This is a genomic window from Winogradskyella sp. A3E31, assembly GCF_046720935.1.
Taxonomy (GTDB): Bacteria; Bacteroidota; Bacteroidia; order Flavobacteriales; family Flavobacteriaceae; genus Winogradskyella.
In genome coordinates this window covers 41,748-61,802 of the sequence record NZ_JBHNWH010000006.1, presented here as the reverse complement: position 1 = coordinate 61,802, position 20,055 = coordinate 41,748, and the positions used below count along the sequence as shown (strand labels likewise).

14 protein-coding genes are annotated in these 20,055 nt (G+C 33.9%); 10 read left to right on the top strand and 4 right to left on the bottom strand.

Going from position 1 to position 20,055, the window contains the following annotated elements; genetic code table 11:
* Positions 1-40 precede the first annotated feature (40 nt).
* Genes ACFEMA_RS08665 through ACFEMA_RS08650 form a run of 4 tightly spaced genes read left to right on the top strand, consistent with a single transcriptional unit; the run spans position 41 to position 4,600 of the window.
* On the top strand, positions 41-907 hold the full coding sequence (locus tag ACFEMA_RS08665) for a GNAT family N-acetyltransferase (RefSeq protein WP_411767745.1): 867 nt from the start codon (positions 41-43) through the stop codon (positions 905-907).
* Entirely contained in the window at positions 904-2,004 is a 1,101-nt protein-coding gene (locus ACFEMA_RS08660) for a DegT/DnrJ/EryC1/StrS family aminotransferase (RefSeq protein ID WP_411767744.1), read from the top strand. The genes ACFEMA_RS08665 and ACFEMA_RS08660 overlap by 4 nt, the downstream gene beginning before the upstream one ends.
* Positions 2,005-3,309 (top strand): O-antigen translocase, encoded by a 1,305-nt coding sequence (locus tag ACFEMA_RS08655; RefSeq protein ID WP_411767743.1) that lies wholly within the window; start codon positions 2,005-2,007, stop codon positions 3,307-3,309.
* A 1-nt stretch (position 3,310) separates the two neighbouring features.
* Positions 3,311-4,600 (top strand): O-antigen translocase, encoded by a 1,290-nt coding sequence (locus ACFEMA_RS08650; RefSeq protein ID WP_411767742.1) that lies wholly within the window; start codon positions 3,311-3,313, stop codon positions 4,598-4,600.
* A 14-nt stretch (positions 4,601-4,614) separates the two neighbouring features.
* Here ACFEMA_RS08650 and ACFEMA_RS08645 read toward each other — a convergent pair whose 3' ends face one another.
* Complete coding sequence (locus ACFEMA_RS08645; RefSeq protein ID WP_411767741.1) at positions 4,615-5,754, bottom strand: glycosyltransferase; 1,140 nt, start codon at positions 5,752-5,754, stop codon at positions 4,615-4,617.
* A 23-nt stretch (positions 5,755-5,777) separates the two neighbouring features.
* Between ACFEMA_RS08645 and ACFEMA_RS08640 the strand changes: the two genes are divergently transcribed.
* Positions 5,778-6,866, top strand: a complete 1,089-nt coding sequence (locus tag ACFEMA_RS08640; protein ID WP_411767740.1) for a glycosyltransferase — start codon at positions 5,778-5,780, stop codon at positions 6,864-6,866.
* A gap of 3 nt (positions 6,867-6,869) precedes the next feature.
* Entirely contained in the window at positions 6,870-7,283 is a 414-nt protein-coding gene (locus ACFEMA_RS08635) for a sugar 3,4-ketoisomerase (protein WP_411767739.1), read from the top strand.
* Here ACFEMA_RS08635 and ACFEMA_RS08630 read toward each other — a convergent pair.
* Both ACFEMA_RS08630 and ACFEMA_RS08625 read right to left on the bottom strand, forming a co-directional pair.
* Positions 7,260-8,198: a glycosyltransferase family 2 protein gene (locus tag ACFEMA_RS08630; protein ID WP_411767738.1), complete on the bottom strand. Its 939-nt coding sequence runs from the start codon at positions 8,196-8,198 to the stop codon at positions 7,260-7,262. The genes ACFEMA_RS08635 and ACFEMA_RS08630 overlap by 24 nt on opposite strands.
* Positions 8,195-9,154, bottom strand: a complete 960-nt coding sequence (locus ACFEMA_RS08625; protein WP_411767737.1) for a glycosyltransferase family 2 protein — start codon at positions 9,152-9,154, stop codon at positions 8,195-8,197. Before ACFEMA_RS08625 ends, ACFEMA_RS08630 begins: the two co-directional genes overlap by 4 nt.
* Before the next feature lie 21 nt (positions 9,155-9,175).
* Between ACFEMA_RS08625 and ACFEMA_RS08620 the strand changes: the two genes are divergently transcribed.
* The gene (locus tag ACFEMA_RS08620; protein ID WP_411767736.1) at positions 9,176-10,783 is read left to right on the top strand and encodes a right-handed parallel beta-helix repeat-containing protein; all 1,608 of its coding nucleotides are present in this window, start codon (positions 9,176-9,178) and stop codon (positions 10,781-10,783) included.
* Here the strand turns inward: ACFEMA_RS08620 and ACFEMA_RS08615 are convergent.
* On the bottom strand, positions 10,780-11,463 hold the full coding sequence (locus ACFEMA_RS08615) for a cell division ATP-binding protein FtsE (RefSeq protein ID WP_411767735.1): 684 nt from the start codon (positions 11,461-11,463) through the stop codon (positions 10,780-10,782). The genes ACFEMA_RS08620 and ACFEMA_RS08615 overlap by 4 nt on opposite strands.
* A gap of 254 nt (positions 11,464-11,717) precedes the next feature.
* On the opposite strand from ACFEMA_RS08615, the gene ACFEMA_RS08610 reads away from it, so the two are divergent.
* The 3 genes from ACFEMA_RS08610 to ACFEMA_RS08600 all read left to right on the top strand — a co-directional run bounded on the left by ACFEMA_RS08610 (position 11,718) and on the right by ACFEMA_RS08600 (position 20,019).
* Positions 11,718-14,741, top strand: a complete 3,024-nt coding sequence (locus ACFEMA_RS08610) for a tetratricopeptide repeat protein (protein ID WP_411767734.1) — start codon at positions 11,718-11,720, stop codon at positions 14,739-14,741.
* 5 nt (positions 14,742-14,746) lie between these two features.
* Complete coding sequence (locus ACFEMA_RS08605) at positions 14,747-16,519, top strand: TonB-dependent receptor (RefSeq protein WP_411767733.1); 1,773 nt, start codon at positions 14,747-14,749, stop codon at positions 16,517-16,519.
* A gap of 272 nt (positions 16,520-16,791) precedes the next feature.
* On the top strand, positions 16,792-20,019 hold the full coding sequence (locus ACFEMA_RS08600) for a S41 family peptidase (RefSeq protein ID WP_411767732.1): 3,228 nt from the start codon (positions 16,792-16,794) through the stop codon (positions 20,017-20,019).
* Positions 20,020-20,055: the final 36 nt, after the last annotated feature.

Genomic DNA, 20,055 nt, shown 5'->3' with positions numbered 1-20,055 from the left:
AGAAGCCAATAATGCTACATTTCTATTTCATCGAGATTTTATGGAATATCATAAAGATAGATATGAGGATGCGTCTTTAGTTATGTTTAAAGATGATGCTCTTTTTGCCGTATTGCCGGGGAATAAGGATTTAAATATTTTTCATTCCCATCAAGGACTAACATATGGGGGTTTAATTTTTAGACCTTATTCAAAGTTAGAAGATATTATAACGGCCTTTAAGGACCTATTAAAATATCTTAAGGGTGAAGGATTTGAAAAACTATGGCTGAAAGAATTGCCGAACATTTATAAAAAGCATCAAGACGATACTTTTAACTATTTAAGTTTTAAACTGAAAGGTGTCATTTTTAGAAAGGATATTCTTTCTGTTGTTGAACCTCAAAACCTGAAGCTTTCCAATAGTCGCAGGGAAGGCCTTAAGCGTGCTACAAAGAATAATTTAATTTTAAAAGAAGTTGATGACTTGTCTGATTTTTGGAATACCATTCTTATTCCAAATTTAAGAGAAAAGCATAGAAAAAGTCCAGTACATTCGCTTGATGAAATCACAAAATTGAAGCAGTCTTTTTCTAAGAACATTAGGCAATTCAATGTGTATCACAGCAATAGATTAGTCGCTGGAGCAACGATTTTTGAGACCAAAAATGTAGCCCATGCACAATACATTTCTGGAAATGAGGAAAAAAACGAATTGGGGAGCATCGATTTTTTACATATTAAGTTGATTACAGATATATTTCAAGACAAACCATATTTCGATTTTGGGATGTCGCACACAGCATCAGGGCAGATTAATAAGGGGTTACATTTCTGGAAAGAAGGTTTTGGGTCTTTTTCTGTAGCCCAGAACTTTGTTGAAATAGAGACTAAGAATTATCCACTATTAGACTCACTCTTCTCATGATTCCCTTTTTAGACATACAAAAGATAAACGTAAGGTACCAAAAGGAATTTTTAAAACATTTTGAACAGGTCCTTTCTAAAGGAAATTATATTCTTGGAGATTATGTTTCACAATTTGAAAGTGAATTTGCTACGTATTGTGGTACTACATATTGCTTGGGTACAGGTAACGGTCTAGATGCGTTAACCCTTATTTTAAAGGGTTTTATAGAGTTAGGTGAATTGAAGCTCGGTGATAAGGTAATTGTACCTGCTAACACTTTTATTGCAACTATTCTCTCGGTCATTCATGCTGGTTTAGAGCCTGTTTTAGTAGATCCGGATGAAAGCACGTTTAACTTGTCAGAGAAAGGTGTAAAGGCTGCTTTGCATAATGATATTAAAGCTATAATCGTAGTGCACCTATATGGGCAAGTTTCTGAAATGAATGAGATTAGCGAACTTGCAAAAACGCATAATTTATTACTGATTGAAGACGCGGCTCAAGCTCATGGTGCTCAGGATGGGTTAGGTTCAACATCTGGAAATGTAGGCCATGCAGCTGCGTTTAGTTTTTACCCTGCTAAGAATTTAGGGGCGCTTGGGGATGCTGGTGCCATAACAACTAATAATTCAGAATTGTATGGTGCTGTAGGGAAACTTCGAAATTACGGTAGTTCTAAAAAGTATCAGAATGATAGTATTGGTTTTAATAGTCGCCTAGATGAATTGCAAGCGGGATTTCTCTCTGAAAAACTGAAGTACTTAGACACCGACAACTCAAAAAGAAGACAGATTGCATTGAGGTACAATAATGAAATAAAGAACCCAAAGGTGAGACTACCTATTGTAACACATTTAGAATCCCATGTGTTTTATGCTTATGTTGTAAGGGTAGAGGACAGGGAAAATTTTAGAGATTACTTACTTGAAAATGGAATTGAAACCCTAGTACACTATCCAATTCCTCCCCATCGCCAAAATGCATTAAAAAGATTTAAACATTTAAATTTACCAATTACTGATGCTATTCATAAATCTGTAGTAAGTTTGCCAATAAGTCCAGTATTAAAGGATGCAGATGTCTCAAAAATTATAGAAACAGTAAATGCTTACTAATTGAAAAAGTTCAATAAATACATAAATACCAATGTCCTTTTTAAAACTGCCAACCTTAATTCTACCTCTATAGGGATAAAAATCATTGCAGGTATTTTTACGTCTAAGGCGATTGCCATTTTTATTGGAGCAGAAGGACTGGCATTAATTGGTAATTTCAATAACTTTCTTAAAGCATTACAATCCTTTTCAACTGTTGGTTTTTATAAGGGAGTTGTAAAATATGTTGGTCACTTTAAAGAGAATAACCGTGAACTTAGTGCTTTACTTTCCACATCTTACTTTGTTGGTTTTTTTGCAACTATGTTGGCGGCCTTCCTTTGTTATTACAATGCTGATTTTATAAATAACTTTTTGTTTTCTTCAAATTACAACTATGCCTATATCATAGAAGTAATGGCCATAGCCTTGCCTTTTTATACGCTCAATATCTTTTGCTTCAGTATAATGAATGGATTTTCCAAATATAGAATCCTGTTGGTTATAAATATTATCGGTCAGATTGTAGGTCTCTTAGTTACCTTATTACTGATTTGGCAAGACAAGATTGATGGTGCCCTGGTTTCTATAGCAATAATGCCGGCACTATTGTTTTTAATTACTTTGGTTGGGATATTATTCAGAAAGAGTTTAGTGAACTTGGTCAATATCTCTAATATTTCTAAAGAAATGCTCTCTAAGTTAAGTCCATATTCGCTTATGGCTTTGACAACTGTGGTTGCATTGCCGTTGGTGATGATATTTATCCGAAATTACATTATAGATGAAGTAGGTATAAAAGAAGCTGGGTATTGGGAGGCTGTAAATAGAATTTCGAATTATTATCTCATGTTCATTAACTCACTAATTGCTTTATATCTAGTGCCGAAACTAGAAGCGGTGCATTCTAAAAGTAATTTTAGAAAAGAGGTCTTTGGCTTCTATAAGAGTTTAATGCCTTATTTTTTAGGTGTATTAATTGTGCTTTATTTATTGAGAAGTTTTGTGGTAAGACTTATCTTTTCTGAAGAATTTGCACCGGCACAAGATTTATTTATATGGCAATTTTTAGGTGATTTTATAAAAGTAATGGCAATGGTTATTGCCTTTCAGTTTTTGGCAAAGAAAATGTTTAGCCACTTTATAATTCTTGAAACATTTTTGTTTGTGACACTTTATTTTTCGAGTGTTTATCTAGTTGATGTGTTTGGGTTGAAAGGTGCTGTTATGGGACATTTCTTTACTCAAGTTCTGCATTTTGGAATTGTAATATTACTATTTAGCAGCTCTTTATTTGGTGTGATATCTGAAAAAATCGAAGACTAAAGTGAAGCTTCCTAATTTTATAGCGTCCAATTTAATTCTAAAAATAACATCGTTAAACGGTTTTGTTATTGCTATAAGGCTGATAATTTCTGTTGTGATTCAACGGTTATTAGCAGTTATGGTGGGGGAGGCTGGAATTGCAAAAGTAGGCCAGATAAGAAATGTAATGGCCATGCTAACCAGTATTTCAACTCTTGGTGTTTTCAATGGAGTTGTAAAATATTTGGCTGAGTATAAATCAGATGAAAAAACGTTAGTCAAGTTATTTTCTACAGCATTTGTTTTTATTGCTATTGGCGCAGTTGGGTCGGCAATTGTTCTCTTTTTTGGCGCGACATATTTAGCTGAGTATCTATTTAATGATGAGTCACTAACTATTGTTTTTAAGCTACTTGCTGCCATTGTCCCTTTAATAGCTATTAATAGAGTATTTATTGCTGTGGTCAATGGCTTATCTGATTATAAAAAGTATGCCAAAATTGACTTAATTGGTTATGTGTTATCCGCATTAGCCCTGCTTATTGGTTTGTGTTATTTCAGTATTGAAGGAGTTATAATTGCTATTGCGATTACACCGATAATACAAATGTTGGTCTTAATTTTTATTTTTGGTAAGACCTTAAAGGAGTATATTGATTTTAAAGGCCTTAGACCTTCATTAATTTTTAAAAACCAATTGCTCGTTTTTACATTGATGTCGGTGGTTTCTACATTGTTTTTGAATTTTGTTGAATTAGAATTAAGAACCCTCATTACGGATAAGATCAATGTTGAAGAAGCTGGTTATTGGACGGCAATGACTTTTATCTCTAAAAACTATATGGTTTTTATTTCTGGGCTTTTAACCCTTTATGTTATACCACAGTTTGCCAATATATATAATCAAAAGGTCTTTAAACTAGAACTATTAAAGATTTATAAGACCATTTTACCTCTATTTGGTATAGGGATGGTCTTGATTTATTTATTTCGAGATTTAGTAATTGAAATCATCTATCCAGATTTTACTGGTATTAAACCTCTCTTTAAATGGCAGTTATTGGGTGATTTTGTACGACTGTGTTCTATAATAATTGCGCATCAATTTTTGGCAAAAGGTATGGTTAAGAGTTTTGTGATAACTGAAGTCATATCGTTGCTGTCATTCTTTATGTTAGCTCTTGTTTTAATTACAGATTATAAAACAGAAGGAGTGGTAATAGCTCATTTTATTCGTTATATAATTTATCTTATAGCGGTTGTAATTGCTATAAAAATCTACTTTAAAAGTCAATCAGTTGGTTCAAAATAAGCAGTGCTTATTTTCTAATTTAATGTCCACTTTTTCAAATAACGATTAGCACATTCTTTATGATCGTGAAATTTTTCAACATGCTTCCGAGCAGCAACCGAAATTTTATTTATTTCATTAGGATTATTAATTAACCATTCTAATTTCGCAACCAAGTAATCTATATTAGGTAGAGAGTTTATGACAACAGAATCTTCTTTAACCTTATAGTGATCTTGCCATTCTTTTTCAGCACCAGAAAACACCACTTTACCCATTGCCATAGCCTCAAGAGCATTAAACCCTAAATCATAAGAGTAGACTTGATCTAATAGGATATGACAAGACTCAATCGCTTTTATATATTCGGAATATGGGAGGTTAGTCACTGAAACTATTTTTACTTGAGACGCATATTTTTTTTCAATAACATTTAGCGCTTTTTCGAAAAGGTAATTTCCTTTCATGTAGTAATTGTCTTTGTTAATACCATGGAAAATGACTATTTCATTATTAATCTTTTGAGAGTTAAATTCAATAGTATCTAGATTTATCGCATGTGGTATAAGACCAAGATATTTTGGGTGATCTTTTAGAGGTAAGTGGTAGTCAAAATCACAAGCAATGACTCCCTTTACTTTTGAATATACAAAGTCATGATAAGCTATATACTTTGGCTCTATATAATTTAGAGCAAAGCGATAATTAGATTTTAAATCCGGATTTTCAAAAAATGGCGATAGGATTGAATATCGTAGTTTTTCATCATGCGCATAAGATATACTGGGATAATCCTTTCCAGATGATAGAACAAAGGCTTTTGTATTCCAGCTTACCAATTTGTTCAGAGCTTTCTTTTGACTTGAAATATTAATGGTGAAAGGGGACTCGCTTATAAATTGCACAATGTCAAAATGGGATAATTCGTGTTTATTTGACCTTATAACATGGTTGACATAAATCCCTAAAAGATCAATTTTAAATAATTTATAAAAGAGTATTCTAAGTTTTGAAGGCAGAAATCGTGTAAACGGGTTTTTTATTTTAATATCAACATCGACCTTCTTAAATCCATCTTGCATTCCGAAAGTTACAGCCTCGTGTCCATGATATTTTAGCCCTTCTTTTATATTCCAATGTGCTCTATTATATTCTCCTACCAGTAATACTTTCATTTTATATCTTTACCATCTACGATATGCAAAATAAACATAAAAAAAAGATATGCCTTGTAGTATTTTCCTTAGGTGAAGGAGGGGCGGAGAAATCGTCTGCGATATTATCAAAAATTTTGTACGATTTAGGCCATGACATCCATATTGTCAGTGTTTTAGATAAAGTTGATTTTGCTTATAAAGGACAATTATTAAACCTCGGGTTATTGAAAAAGAAGAATCCGGGTATTCTTGGAAGACTTAAAAGATTAGCAGTTTTTAAAAAATTTTTGAAAGAGAATAGTTTTGATTTTGTTATTGATAACAGGCCAAGAATTGGATTTTTAAAAGAATTTGTTTTATCTAGGTTAGTATATAAACCGCAAAAAACAATTTATTGTATTCGAAGCTATAATACAGATTTATACATTCACCCAAATCCTTTTTTGGCAAGATTAATTTATGGAAAGGCATTTAAATTGGTGGCTGTTTCTAAGGCAATATTTATAAAGTTAAAGGATGATTATAGGTTTAGTAATATAGAACTAATTTATAACCCAATTTCGTTTGAAGATAACGCTTCAGAATTGCAGGAAAATGACGGTGTTTATATTTTATTTTTTGGACGATTAGATGATGATGTTAAGAATATTTCGTTATTGCTTGAAGGCTATACAAGGTCAATATTACGACAAAATCAAGTTAAACTAAAAATCCTTGGTGATGGTAAGGACTACCAATTTCTTAAAGCTAAAGCTGATGATATGGATTTGGGCGATTCTGTTGAGTTTATGGGTTACATTAAAGAACCCGATTCTATTATTCGCAAAGCTTTGTTTACCGTATTGACAAGCCGTTGGGAAGGATTCCCAAGAGCATTGTTAGAATCATTGCAATATGGTATCCCCGTTGTATCGGTTGACTGTAAATCTGGACCAAGTGAAATTGTTCAGCACGAGCAAAATGGACTTTTAATAGAGAATAATAATCCAGATGCATTAGCTGATGCTTTAAACCGAATGTACGATGATAAACAGTTATATTTACATTGTAGATCAAACGCAAAATTAAGCGTCGCTCGTTTTTCTGAAGATGCTATTGCAGAATCCTGGAAAAAGATCCTAAATAATTAATACATGTCGTTCATAGAAAACATTCAGTTAATAGACATACCAAAAGTCCATGAGGAAAGAGGCAAGTTAGCCGTTATAGAAAAAGATATAATTCCCTTTGACATTAAGCGAGTGTATTATTTGTATGATGTGCCTAGTGATGCTTATAGAGGTGGACATGCACATCTTCATCAAAAGTCTGTTGTCATTGCCTTAAGTGGAAGTTTTGAAGTGATTATTGATGATGGAATGAATAGGAAATCTATTATGCTCAATAAGCCAGGTAAGGGGTTGTTTATACCAAATATGATGTGGCGTGAGATTGAGAACTTTTCTTCTGGTGCTGTTTGTTTGGTAATTGCATCAACTGAGTTTGAGGAGAATGATTACATAAGGGATTACGAGCAGTTTAAATCACTTAAAAGCAGTAAAGTATAAGTGATTTTGGATGAGGAAATAATGGGTTTTTTTAAGCAGTTTTAAAACTGGTTTAGGAAGTTTCAAAATCATATTTTGTAGCCTATTTAGGTTTGAAGGATCTATATCTTTTTTGAGGGTCTGATAAAGTTCGTTTTCATTATTCAACTTACATCTTAGTGCTACTGCATATCGATTTATATCTAGATATTCTTTTAATGAGCTATTATTTTTTTCTTGATCTTTGAAATTCTCTATAAAGTTATATCGAATTGAATTTAGGTCAGTTCTAGATAAGCTATTCCTGTCATAAAAACTGTAAGTCATGGTGATTTTTGGGTTGAATACAATCTTATATTTTAGAGCATATCTAATCCATAAATCAAGATCTTGAGCTGTTTTTAAGTCTTCATTATAACCACCAATCTGATTAAATGAGGATTTTGAAAAACATGCAGATGATGTCCAAACTATAGAGTTTTTTCTATTCGCTTTAAAAAAATCGTCAACTATAAAAGGTTTAGTCTTAATTGGAACGCTAAAACGTGCTGGTTTAATAAAATTATTGCCAAAATCAATTTCATAATTGTTAGAGAACAAATCACCTTCTGGAAATTTGCTTATTGTTTTTTGTAATTCGTCTAGATGATTATTATGCCAAATATCATCAGCGTCTAAAAGTGCAATATATGTTCCCCGAGATTGCGAAATACCATAATTTCTAGCTGCTGCTACACCCTTATTTTCAGTTGTGTATATTTTAAAACTAGGGTGCTTTATAAGTTTTATTTTTTCTAAGCTACCATCTGTAGAGCCATCATTTATAATTATGATTTCAAAATCTTTATAAGATTGATTGATAGCACTGTTAAGAGTGTTATAAATATAGTCTTCCTTATTGTAGAGCGGGATAACAACTGAAAAAAACGGGCTCATCTTTTATGATTAATAGAACTAAAGTAACCAAATCTGTATAAATCGTAAATAAAGAGCGATGGTGTCTTAGAACATAACTGTGCTTGGAAGGGTTTTTTTAAGACCGAATACATAAACTTTAGAATAAAGGTTACACCTAATCTTTCAATCTTTTTATAAATTCTAAGAAACCTAACAAAATTGTAATCAATTGTTTTTGAATAATAAAGACTTTTGAGATTCTGTAATGACAAATCCGTTTTATTTAAAAACTCAATATTTGTGTCAATAGTGTTATGGACGACCTCATTATCTATGTGCAATACGTTAACATTAGATAACGATAGTTGATAAGCCAGTAGTGTGTCCTCATGGCCATACGTATTGATGTCTGAACTGAACTTCACTGAAGAAAAGACAGTATTTTTTATCACTGTATTATTGAAAAGCAAGCATTTAAATTTTTTTAATTGTCGTTTTTGGGCATTTAAATCTTCACGTGCTACACCATACTTCCAGCGTAAGGTCTGTTGGGGCTCAACTTCTTTTGGATGAACCCTACCACCATATACAACATGATAGCCCTTCTGTAAAACGGTAATATATTTTTTAATATAATTAGCATTTGTTATTAAAGAATCGTTATCAATAAAGAGTAAATATTCGTATTTAGCTTTACTAGCGAGTTTATTTCGTATTAAACTACGCCCGTAATTTTTATCAAGTAGAGCGTAAGTGGTATGAGAAAACGCGTTAACTTTATTATTGTTCTCAATAATTGATGAGCTTGTAGAGCCATCATCAAAACATAGAATTTCAAAGTCAATACCCGACTCTGTCAATTGTTGGTGAAGTTCTTTAACGAGTGAATAAATACTGCAGTCGTAAACAGGAATTAAAACGGATAACATCAAAACAAATATAGCGTTTGTAATCTGTATTGTATGGTCTAAGTTTAAGATTTTTAATCTTGGCAAGATTATTGAAAACCTGTATACATGAAGTTTTTTTATACAACACTTTTTACAATCATTTTTTCCTTTGGCACAGCTCAACAGGAATACCACGTATTCCCAACAACCCATGAAGTCACTCCTGGAAAAACAACAGGAGATGGAAGTTTAAAATTTCCGTGGGATTTACAAACTGCATTGAACAAAAAGGCTGTTGTTAAAGCTGGAGATAAAATTTGGTTGCATCAAGGTGTTTATAAAGGCCGATTTACCAGTTCAATTTCTGTGGCTAATTTTAAAGGCATTCCTATTGTCATTTCTGGGTATTCAAAAGATAAGGTAATCATTGATGGTAATGTATCTTCTAATACACAAGCTGTTTTGGATATTAATGGAAATGGTTTGGTCTTCAAAAACTTTGAAATCACATTTCAAGGTAATTTTCCAAGAAAAACATCAGAAGCAGGGTTTAAACCAGTAACTGGAGTCAATCACAGACAAGGTGCTAATTGTAAGTTCGTAAATCTAAAAATTCATAATGTACCAGGGTCGGGGATAGGCTCATGGAAACGCACTTCCAATTCTGAAATAAAAAACTGTATTATCTATAATAATGGTTACTTAGGTGGAAGACGAGGTCATGGAGTTGGTATTTATGTTCAGAATGAAAGCAATCAACAACGGATTATTGAGGGGAACATTATTTTTGCTAATTATTATAAGGGTATTCAGGTGTGGTCTGCGTCTAATGGTAATGGCAATCAGTTTGTGAAGAATGTCCTTTTAAAAGACAATGTTATTTTTAATTCTGGCTTGCCTTCCGGACAGTTGAAGGATAATTTAATTGTTGCGACTGGGGATGGCAGTGGAAAGCATATTGCCAAAAACATTACTGTTAAGGATAATGTGTTTTATCACAATACTGATGTAAAGAACGGTCAGATTATCGGAGGTGGCATGAGCTTGACTCTCGGGTTTCATAAAAATGCACCTGTTACTGATATAAAGGTATTAAATAATGTCATAGTTGGCGGAAAGGATGGCCTGCGATTGATGCACGTTAAAGGGTTGGAGTTTAAGGGCAATACGGTTTATTCAGAATTTGTTCGTTTAAATCCAGAATTTTTAAGAAAAAGCAATCAGTTATCATTTTTAAATAATAGGTATTACACGCGACGGGCAACCCTATTTAGAGTTGCCAAAACAAAGGATTACAATCTTGTAGATTGGAAAAAAGAATTGAAATTAGATGCACAAAGCTCATGGGCTCCTTCAAAAGAATTTAAAACGGAAGCTGTCTTAAAATTGCTTCAGATTGAAGGCCAATCTAACGAGTTTTTAGTCAATTTATTTGACCCAAATGCTAAAGAGGTCACTATTGATTTTTCAAAATTCTACGGTTTAAAGGGTCAAACCTTTAAGGTTTATGATATTGAAAATGCTGATAAAATTTTAAAAACAGGGCAGCTATCTGATGATTTAAAGGTAAAGATTAATATGGCTGCAGCGTATTCAGCCAACCCTTCAGCCCAGAAGTCTTTGGCTAATTTTGGGGTGTATAGAATTGTATTCGAAGATTTTAAAACCACATCAAACTCTAGAAAAAGTGGAGGCTCTTTATTGGGTAAACTATTTAGGAAATTAGGCTTTTAAGCCTTTCGTTGTACCACTTCAAAGACCTTATTTTCGTCGCACTTCAACGTTTTACTTGGGTATTTAAGCAGTAAGGCATAGTCGTGAGTGGCCATTAAGATTGTGTTGCCGTTCTTGTTGATGTCCTGCAAAACTTCCATGACTTCAATACTGGTCTGTGGATCTAAATTTCCTGTTGGCTCATCAGCTAAAATGAGTTCTGGGTCATTAAGTAGTGCTCTGGCAATGGCAATACGTTGTTGTTCCCCGCCAGAAAGTTCATGCGGAAATTTAAAGCCCTTGGTACCCATATCGACTTTTTTCAAGACTTTTTCTATACGCGCTTTAATTTCATCTTTTTCTTTCCAGCCTGTAGCTTTTAGAACAAATTCTAAATTCTGGTTAATTGTTCTGTCTGGTAATAACTTAAAATCCTGAAAAACAATACCGAGTTTACGTCGTAAAAAGGGAATGTCATTTTCTTTCATGGTCCGTAAATTAAAATCAACAATAGAACCTTCGCCCTCTGTCAATTCTAAATCCCCGTAAAGCGTTTTCATAAAACTACTTTTCCCGCTTCCTGTTTTTCCAATCAAATAAACAAAGTCGCCTTTTTGCATTTCAAAATTTACATTGCTCAATACTAAACTATCTCCTTGGTAAATAGCTGCATTTTTGAGTTGTAGCACTGTTTCTGGCATAGAAGTTTTAGAATTTTATGGTCTCTGTAAAAATATCATTTAATAAATGAATATCAAATAACCATGACTAGAGATTAACGATTGTTTTTGTCGGATGTTATTTTCTGGTACTATTTTTTCACTGATAACTAAAATGTTAAATTTTAATAAGTCCGTTTATAATTATAATCAAATTCTGGCGTTATAGATTCGGTATTGATTTATCTTTGAATCGGTGCGTTTCATCATAAAAACAGAATCAAAAAACTATGCTAATGTCCTTAGTAAAAAAATTCCTCATTATACCCCTTGTTATTTGTTCTTCATTTGTTTTTGCTCAAAAAACAGCAATTTACACAAGTGACTTACAAGAGTATCAAAAAGCATTGACACTCTATAATAATCAGCAGTACACAGCTGCACAATCCTTATTTGATGATATTAAATACGAAACTAAAAACGAAGTTTTAAAGTCCGATTGCTCGTATTACATTGCCAATTGTGCTGTGCGTTTAAATCAAAGAAACGCTGATGATCTTATAGAGGAATTTGTTGAAGAATATCCAACTAGTACAAAGCGAAATACAGCATTTTTAGATGTTGGCGATTATTATTTTGAAAATTCTAAATATGCTTATGCCCGCAAATGGTATGATAAAGTAGATGAAAATAGTATTAGCAGAAAGGAGCGAGATAAGTTCAATTTCAATTTTGGGTACAGCAATTACGCCACAGGTAATAAAAATGGAGCCAACAAATATTTGAATCGTGTTGTGAATTCTAAAGAATATGGGTCTCAGGCCAAATATTACATTGGTTACATGGCGTATGAAGGTGATGATTACGACACCGCAAATCAATATTTTGAACAAGTCAGCGATAATGAAAAGTATCAAGAGAAACTGAATTACTATCAGGCGGATCTTAATTTTAAGTTAGGCAAGTTTGAAAAAGCTATTGAACTTGCTGAAGAACAATTACCAAAAAGTAATGCGGAGGAAACATCAGAACTGTCAAAAATTATTGGCGAAAGTTATTTTAATCTAGAGCAATACGAAAAATCAATCTCTTATTTAAAAGCCTATAAAGGTAAGCGAGGAAAATGGAATAATACTGATTATTACCAATTGGGTTATGCCTATTACAAGCAAGGCAATTACGAAGATGCTATTTCAGAATTCAACAAGATCATTGATGGTAATAATAGTGTGGCTCAAAATGCATATTATCATTTAGGAGAAAGTTATATCAATTTAGATAAAAAACAAGAGGCACTGAATGCTTTTAGAAATGCTTCGCAAATGGATTTTGATTTAAAAATTCAAGAAGATTCCTGGTTAAACTATGCGAAAATTAGTTATGAAATCGGGAATCCTTATCAATCAGTACCTCAGGTTTTAGCAGGCTATTTAGATAAGTACCCTAAAACAGCTTATAAAGAAGAAATCGAAACCTTATTAATTGATTCTTACATCACCTCCAAGAATTACGAAGAAGCGTTAGAGCTTTTAAAAGGAAAAAACAGTTTTGAAAACAAGGTCGCGTATCAAAAAGTCGCTTTTTACAGAGGTATAGAACTGTATAACGAAAGCCGATATGCAGAGGCTTTGGAGATGTTCGAAAATTCTTTAGATCAACCCCGAGATCCAATCTATGTAGCGAGAGCAACCTTCTGGAAAGCCGAAGCAGATTATAATTTAACCGATTACAATGAAGCCTTAATTGGGTTTAAACAATTCCAGCAATTTGATGGAGCTTCAGATTTACCAGAATCAAAAAATCTGAACTACAATTTAGCTTACACCTATTTCAAACTTAAAGATTACCATTCGGCTTCTACTTATTTTGAACGTTTTGTATCTAAGAATTCGGATGATAAGCTTAGAACTAATGATGCTTATTTACGTTTAGCTGATGGCTATTTTGTGTCCAGTAACTATCAAAAAGCAATTAATGCTTACGATAAAGCCATTGGTTTAAATGAAATTGAAACCGATTACGCAGCGTTTCAAAAAGCAATGAGTTACGGTTATATTGGTCAAGGCAGTACAAAGGTAAGAGAGTTAAACACCTTTATCAATGGCTATCCAAAATCTGGATTGCGAGACGATGCGTTATATGAGTTAGCCAATTCTTATGTAAAGGCGAATGAGACGACACAGGCCATGCAGACTTATGAGCGGTTAAATAAAGAGTATCCTCGAAGTGCGTTTATTTCAAAATCATTATTACGTCAAGGGTTAGTTCACTACAATTCAAATGATAACGAGCGCGCCTTAAGTAAGTTTAAGCAAGTAGCAAGCCAATACCCAAGTTCGGTAGAAGCCGTACAGGCTGTTTCTACAGCACGATTGATATATATCGATTTAGGTCGGGTTGATGAATATGCGCGTTGGGTAAGAACCTTAGATTATGTTGAGGTAACAGATGCAGAATTAGATAATACAACGTATGCGGCAGCCGAAAAACAATACTTGGATAATAATACAGACGAGGCCATAAAACAATTCAATAAATATTTGAATGCTTTCCCCAATGGCATCCATGCCTTGAAATCTCATTTCTATTTGGCACAGCAGTATTATAAAAAGAGTTTGTTTGAAAATGCAGAACCGCATTACAACTATGTAGTCGATAAAGCTAAGAATGAATATACAGAGCAGGCGATTGTTAAACTGAGTGAAATTTATTTGAACGGTTCTCAATGGAATAAAGCCATCCCGATTTTACAGCGCTTAGAATCTGAAGCTGATTATCCTCAAAACATCATTTACGCACAATCCAATTTAATGAATGCCTATTACCAGACAGAGGATTTCAATGCTGCCGAACGCTATGCTACGCAAGTATTATCTCAATCTAATTTAGATCCAAAGGTGAAGAATGATGCTCAATTGATTATTGCACGTTCAGCTATCAAAACGGGTAATGAATCTAAAGCAAAAGAAGCGTATGCCACAGTAGAAAAGGCAGCATCAGGAAGTGTTGCTGCAGAAGCCTTGTATTACAACGCCTACTTTAAACATAAAGAGGGTCAGTTTGAAGCCTCTAATACAGTCATTCAGAAACTAGCAAAAGACTATAGTAGCTATAAACTGTACTCTGCAAAAGGATTGGTTGTTATGGCGAAGAACTTTTATGCGCTTAACGATGCCTTTCAAGCTACTTATATTTTAGAAAGTGTTATCTCTAACTTCTCGAATTTTGATGATGTCGTCAACGAGGCAAAATCAGAATTACGACGTATAAAGTCGGAAGAAGCAAAAACAAATTCATCAATCACAACAGGTGATAACTAATTCTTATGGAACAATCTATTCAAAAGAATTATTCGTCACAAAAATCAAAACACATGAACATTAAATATAATCCATTATTAATAGCACTGTTAAGTTTCAGTTTTGTTGTTGCACAAGAACGCACAAAAGATACTATCGATAGTCAAACGGTTAATGTGATAAAGCCATATACACCGACAATTTCAGATGCGTTTAAAATTAAGGATATTCCATCTTTAGATGACGAAAATACAATCAAGAAAAAGGAAGTGAAATACAATATCTTCTCAATTCCTGTAGCATCGACATTTACACCGGCGAAGGGAAAAGCGGCTGATGTGGATAAAGCAAAGCCACTCCTGTTATATGATAATTATGCATCCTTAGGTTTTGGGACATATACGACAATGCTCGGGGAGTTGTATCTAAATCACGCTATTAATTCTACAGAAAATGTTGGTGGTTATTTCAGTCATCATTCCTCACAAGGAGGTATTGAAGATGTTATTTTAGATGATGCGTTTTCAAAAACAAGTTTAAATGCTAACTATTCTCAAAAACTGAATGACTTTTCGTGGAAGATTGATTTGGGTGCAAGTCTTCAAGCGTCTAATTGGTATGGATTACCACAAGATTTTTTTGATGCTACAGACGCACAGATGATTGACCCGCAAATTAAATACAATAGTTTCTATGTTGGGGGTAAATTAAAGTTCGATGATTCTTTTATGGATGACGGCAGTGTTCGCTTTAGGCGCTTTGGCGACGATAGAGATTCTGGTGAAAATCGATTTGTAGCGAAAACACGATTTTCGATTCCTGTTGTAGATGAGGAAATTGCTACCGAACTCCGTGTGGATTATATCAGCGGTAATTTTAATCGTAATTTCTTTAATGAGCAAGAAATCAATTATGGTAATGTCATTGTTGGTGCAGCAGCATTTTATGAACTAAAAGAAGATGATCTTACAGTAGAATTAGGCGCGAACTTTGTCTATGCAAAGGATACCGAATTTGATGATAACCGATTTTTTATTTACCCTAATATTGAAGCCTCATACCGAGTGGTTTCCGATATTCTGATTGGTTACGCTGGGATTAAAGGTGACCTGATTCAAAATTCATATTACGATTTTGTACAGACCAATCCATTTGTGTCCCCAACATTATTAGTTACTCCTACCGATCAACGTTATAGAGCATTTTTGGGGTTAAAAGGACGATTGTCTAATAACGTGAGTTATAATATTAAGGGGAACTATTGGGCAGAACAAGCCAAGCCATTATTTAAAGCTAATCCAGTACAAACATTTGCAGAAGAAGATTACCAATATGGCAATTCTTATAACGTAGTTTATGATGATGTAAAAACCTATTCTATAGCAGGTGAATTGAATATTGATGTTAATAGAAATTTCACCTTGGGCATAAAGGGTGAATATTTTGGGTATTCTACCGAAGACCAAGAAGAAGCATGGAACTTACCGGATGTTAAGGGCTCTCTGTTTTTGGATTACCAAATATCTGAAAAGTGGTTTGCCGGAGGTAGTTTGTTCTTTATTGGAGAGCGAAAAGACCAAATCGTTGTTGATGGCACTTTAGGGCCAGTTGAACCTGAAACCGTTGTATTGGATAGTTATTTTGATGCCAATGCGCATTTGGGATATCGATTAACGGATCAGTTGTCATTTTTTGCCAAGGCTAATAACATTGCTAACCAAGATTACCAACGCTGGTTAAATTTTCCAGTTCAAGGTATTCAATTTTTAGCAGGAGCAACTTATCAGTTTGATTTCTAACTCAGGGTGTCATCCTGCTCAGGGTGTCATCCTGAACTTGATTCAGGATCTCGAAAAAATTTAACTTAATGTCATTCTGAGCTTAGCGAAGAATTTCAAAAGCGTTTCAATACGAAGCGCTTTTCTTTTTTATAAACTATTAAAACTTACTAAAGCTTATAATCAACAAGGCTTAAGTAATTTGAAATTGAAATGTAATTGTCAGCTTAATATTTTGTAAATTAGGGGATTAATCAATTAACCAACTTTCCATTCATCAAACTTTTAGACTCATGAAACATTTCATTTCTGCAATAACATTGCTATTTACTGTGACAATTTTTGCACAAGATTCGCCTTTATGGTTACGTTATCCTGCAATCTCACCTGACGGAAACACAATACTTTTTAACTACCAAGGTGATATTTATAAGGTAAATGCCAACGGAGGACAAGCAGTGCCAATAACCCTTTCTGAAAGTTATGAATACAATCCAGTTTGGAGTCACGATGGGCAACAAATTGCTTTTGCTTCAGACAGATACGGTAATTTTGATGTTTTTGTAATGGCGGCTTCTGGGGGAGAAGCAAAACGGTTAACTTATCATTCTACCAATGAAGTGCCGAGTGACTTTAGTAACGATGACAAAAAAATAATATTCAGTGGTGTTCGCCAGGACTTACATACAAATGTTCAATTTCCTTCGGGTGTAATGGCGGAATTATATAGCGTTCCAACTACCGGTGGACGTGTTAGCTTAGAACTGACGTCACCTGCCCATAATGCTACTTATAGTCCTGATGGAAACACTTTAATTTTTCATGACAGAAAAGGGTATGAAAATGATTGGAGAAAGCATCATACATCTGCTGTAACCAGAGATATTTGGTCTTACGATTTAAGTACAAAAGAATATAAGCAATTATCGAGATTTAATGGTGAGGATCGTAATCCGGTTTTTGACAGTAACAACGCAGATTTTTATTATTTATCTGAAGAAAATGGGTCGTTTAATGTACATAAAAGTTCTTTGACAAACCCAAATCAAAATGTTGCATTGACCTCATTCACAAAACATCCTGTACGTTTTCTATCATCAAGTGATGATAACACATTATGCTTCAGTTTTGATGGTGAAATATATACGATGTCTCCAAATGAAGAGCCGAAAAAAGTGAATATATCATTGAATTATGATGGTCGATCGAATTTAAATAAAATTGTGCCTGTAAATAACGGTTTTACTGAATCGGCATTATCACCAAACGGGAAAGAAGTTGCTTATGTGTTTAGAGGTGAGATTTTTGTGAGCAATATCGACAATGGAACAACAAAGAGAATTACAAATACACCGTACCAAGAACGTAGTGTGAGTTTTAGTCCTGATGGGAAGTCATTAGTTTATGCGGCAGAAGCAGACAATAGTTGGGGAATATATGAAACTTCTATAGTTAGAGAAGATGAGCCATATTTTTATGCTTCAACGCTATTAGAAGAGAAAGAGATTGTACAAACAGATAAAGAAGAATTTCAACCGGCCTATTCGCCAGACGGGAAAGAAGTCGCTTATCTCGAAGATAGAACAACTATAAAAGTGATTAATCTCGCATCTAAAAAATCGAGAACTATTGTACCTGCAAAGCATAATTATTCTTATGCTGATGGAGACATATGGTATCAGTGGTCGCCAGACAGTAAATGGTTTTTGTTTCAGTTTGGGCAACCAGAAGCGATTATGTCAGATGAAGTTGGATTAACTGAAGCGTCTGGCAAAGGTGAAATTCGAAACTTAACCCAAAGTGGTTATTTTGACTTTGCTCCGAAATGGTCTTCAGATGGAAAAATGATGACCTGGGTTACAACCCGTCAAAGTGGTAGAATGGAAAATGGTTTTCCCAATCAAGTAGATGTCTTTGCGATGTTTTTTTCAAAAGAAGCTTACGATACATTCAATTTATCCAAAGCAGACTTTGATCTTTTAAAAGAAATGGAGGATAAAAAAGATGGCAAAGACGATGATTCTAAGAAAGACGATGACAAAGAGGATACAAAAAGCGATGAATCTAAGGATCTAATTTTCGATTGGGAAAATATGACTGATAGAAAATTGAGGTTAACGACACATACATCAAACCTTAGTGATTGGCTACTCTCTAAGGAAGGTGACAAGTTGTATTATTTGTCGAGTTTTGAAGGTAAAAATGATCTTTGGGTTTCTGATTTAAGAAAGAAAGAGAATAAATTATTTGCCAAATTAGGTGTTGGTAATGGTAATATGATTCTTTCTAAGGATGGCAAATTCATTTTATTATTAGCCGATGGTAAACTTAAAAAAATTAGTACTTCGGATGGAAAAGTAAAACCAATAAGCACTAAAGGTGAAATGGTTTTAAAACAATCTGATGAACGCGACTATATTTTTAATCATAGCTGGAGGCAACTTAGAGATAAGTTTTACGTAGAAGACCTTCAAGGTGTGGATTGGGATTTTTATTATAAAGAATACGAGAAATTTCTTCCTCATATTAATAACAATTACGATTTCGCAGAAATGCTAAGTGAAATGTTAGGGGAAATGAACGCTTCGCATACAGGTAGTGGATATCGATATAATATGCCAAACGGAGATAGCACGGCATCTTTAGGGTTGTTGTACGACTATAACCATTCTGGTTCTGGCGTTAAGGTTGCTGAAGTTTTAAATGGTGGTCCAGTAGATAAGGCAGCATCTAAAGTAAGAGCTGGTCATATTATTGAAAAAATCGACGGTGAAGTTGTTACTCCAGAACTAGATTTCTATCAATTTTTGAATAGAAAACAAGATAATTTTGTTTTGCTCTCAATCTATGATCCAACAAACAAATCGAGATGGGAAGAAGTGGTTAAGCCAACCTCTTTAGGTGCTGAAAATCAACTTTTATATAAAAGATGGGTAGAATCTCGCCGACAAGAAGTTGAACGATTATCGGATGGAAAACTTGGTTATGTCCACGTTAGAGGGATGAATGACCCAAGTATGAGAGTGGTTATAGAAGAAGCTTTAGGTAAGCATTTAAGTGCGGACGCTTTGGTTGTTGACACACGTTTCAATGGAGGAGGAAATTTGCACGATGTACTATCTGACTTTTTAAATGGAAAAAAATATATGGAGATAATTCCACATGGTCAATATGTTGGTCATCAACCTAGAAGCCTATGGGTTAAGCCGTCGATTGTAGTGATGGGCGAAAGTAATTATTCTGATGCCCATTTATTTCCGGTTGCCTATAAAATAAAGGGAGTAGGTCAAACTCTTGGTATGCCAGTTCCAGGTACAGGAACTTTTGTCTGGTGGGAAACACAGATAGATCCAACGATTTATTTTGGGATTCCTATGGGAGGTTGGAGACCAATAGGACAGCCGTTTTTAGAAAATAACCAATTAGAGCCAGATATCAGAGTACAAAATATGCCAGGAATTATGGCGCAAGGTAGAGATCAACAAATTGAGGAAGCAGTAAAGACGCTCTTGGAAAACTAATTGGAAATTATAATTAGTATAGAAATGTCATTCTGA